This is a genomic window from Thermoflexus sp., assembly GCF_034432235.1.
Taxonomy (GTDB): Bacteria; Chloroflexota; Anaerolineae; order Thermoflexales; family Thermoflexaceae; genus Thermoflexus.
This window is the reverse complement of sequence record NZ_DAOUCJ010000119.1, coordinates 1-2,456: the sequence shown is the minus strand read 5'-3', so window position 1 is coordinate 2,456 and position 2,456 is coordinate 1. Positions and strand designations below refer to the sequence as shown.

Below are 2,456 nucleotides of genomic sequence, written 5' to 3'. Positions count from 1 at the left end.
TCCTGGCCGATATCCTGGAGCAGGCCCTCCACCACCTGGAGGAGGCCTTCCTCCAGGCCGCCCAGCCGCTGGCGGAGGGCTGGATTGCACCGCTGCAGCTGCCCGTCACGCCTCTGGCTGTAGAGGCTTCCGGAACGCCGATCCCCAATCAGTTCATGGTTCAATTCCCCACCCCTCAAGGGCCGATCCCGTGGGCCACTGCCTGCGGCCCGGTGGCCCTGAGCATGGCCCTCTCCCGCTTGACTCGACGTCCCATCCCGGCTCAGGAAGTGGCGAACCGGCTGGTGGAGATCACGGGCAAGGCACCAGAGGTCGAGGGGGGACGCGCCACGGCGCTGACCACCACGTGGGATCTGATTGCCACAGCGAATGCTTACGGGATCCATGGGGAGCGTGTTTCCCTCAGGGGTAGCTCCTCCGAGGAAGCATGGCATGAGCTGCAAGGGCTGATGCGACAGCCCATTGCCGTGATGGCTCTGGTCACTGCGAAGGGATCCACCACCTCAGCCACCCGGGGCAACGCGGACTGGGAGAGCTATGGACTGAAAGCGCCGGACATCGTTGTGTCGGAGGAGGATCGCAGGAAAGGAGACGGCGGCATCCTGACCGGATCCAGCGGGAGGAGAAAAAAACCCGGAGAAATCGCCCACTGGGTGGTCATCGATCGGCTGGAGGAGCGGGACGGGAAGCGCTACGTGGTCATCAACAACCCCTACCACAACCGCCAGGAACGCTATCCCTGGGAGTATTTCTGGAATTCCGTGAACTATCAGGCTCGGGGCAAAAACCGCTGGTGGGTGCTGAGCCTGGAAACCCAGCTTTCAATCCCGGAAGGGAACGCGGTCACCCATCCATGAAGAAAGCAGGAGGGATCCCATGCGCCGATGGTGGATTCGATGGGGTCTGGTTCTGGGGCTGGTCGCCTGCATGCGCCCTGCCCCATCAACTGCTCTGATCCCCACCGCCACACCGAGCCGGGCCGCCATACCGACCGTAGCGGTTCGCCCTCCTGAGACGCCGACCCCACGGATCTCATCCCCCACGCCGACCATCGCCCCCGCGACGGCCACCGCCACCCGGCAGCCCACTTCCACCTCCCGCCCGCCAACCCGCACGCCGGTTCCGCCCCGGACCCTCGCCCCGGTGCAAAGACCCCAGCCGCTTCCAGCGGGCTTCCAGTTCGAAGGGGATTGGATCATGGTGTTCCGCCCGGACCTGGAACGCATGACGTGGTCTGAGGGAGCATTCTGGCTGACTGACGGCCAGCGCTGGATCGGACCGTGGCCCCCCGATCTGACCATGCCCTTCTGGACGCTCTGGGATGGACGTCTGCACTTCTGTTACTGGCGGGACGGTGAATGGTTCGCGGAGACAGCCACCACCCATGTCCCTCCGATCTGCATGGCGGCCCCGGGTGCGCTAACATCCCTGGTGGACCTCAGAGGATCGGAAGGCCAGGCTTTCCACGATCTGAAACCATGCGGAAGGAGCGGGGAGCTCTGCGCTGTATTATCAGAATCGGACGGGACACTGTCCCCTCCTCTGCAGCTCCCGATTCCGGAGTCCGTGATCCGGGATGAGACGAAGCGCTTCGATCGGTTGGATGCGGATGGCTGCCTTTCCCCGGATCGGCAGCATGCGCTGATCGCCGTCTATCGAATCGGAGGGCCTCTGAGCGAAGGGGTGGAGCTTTTCCAGAAAGTGGATCCGGAGTTCACACCCGAACCCCTCGTATTTCCAGGCGGCCTTTACTGGGTGGATTTCCGCTCCGGGAACGTCCTGACGGCCCCCGTCCATGCGCCCACCTGGCTCGCTCAGCAGGCCCTGGCCCACGCCATGGTCGAACAGGGGCATTTCCCGGCCGCCTTCCTCCCCTTCTTCCTGCAGCCGAGCCTGCTCGGACCTACCTGGGCCGGGCTGGCATGCTCCCCCAATGGACGGTTCGCGTTGGCCTCGTTGGAGATCTGGGTTCCACCGGAGAAGGTTTACCTGCCCCGGGATGTGGCGCTTCATCGAGACTTCTTCGCCGGCGATTTCCAGCCTCCGCCATATGCCAACCTGCTGTGGCTCTGGGTGATCCGCATCGAGGATGGAACTGGATATCCCCTGACCCTCCTGGAGGAGCTGTTCAACCTGGAGCTCTCCGACGCGATCTATGGCTGGGTTCCGTTTTACGCACTTCCCCGGGATCTGCCAGAGGTTCCGCTGCCTCCCCGTCCGCCGGAATATCCTCCTCCCTGGGAGGCTCCATGAGGCAACGGTCGCGGCCCATCGAGCCCCCAGCCCGATAAGGGCAGAAACACGGGGGATGAAGCGCCCGGCGCTGCGAATGGGCGGCTATCATCTTAATGGACGAGAAGCACGTCATCTGGAGGGCGAACGATGGATACGGTGCTGCGGGTGCATCCAGAGCAGATCCGAGGGCAGATCCGGCGGTTGCGGGCGTGGGGGGAGGC

At 64.3% G+C, this 2,456-nt stretch carries 2 protein-coding genes; both read left to right on the top strand.

What is annotated here, in order from left to right:
• A partial coding sequence (locus tag VAE54_RS14355; protein ID WP_322802661.1) for a hypothetical protein occupies nucleotides 1-857 on the top strand: 857 nt, incomplete at its 5' end.
• Between the two features lie 19 nt (nucleotides 858-876).
• Nucleotides 877-2,253, top strand: coding sequence for a hypothetical protein (locus VAE54_RS14350; protein ID WP_322802660.1), 1,377 nt, complete (start codon nucleotides 877-879; stop codon nucleotides 2,251-2,253).
• The last annotated feature ends 203 nt before the right edge of the window (nucleotides 2,254-2,456 follow it).

Bases quoted from the DNA above. Each gene is read 5' to 3' on its own strand.
- VAE54_RS14350 (WP_322802660.1), top strand. From the start codon at position 877: ATGCGCCGATGGTGGATTCGATGGGGTCTGGTTCTGGGGCTGGTCGCC.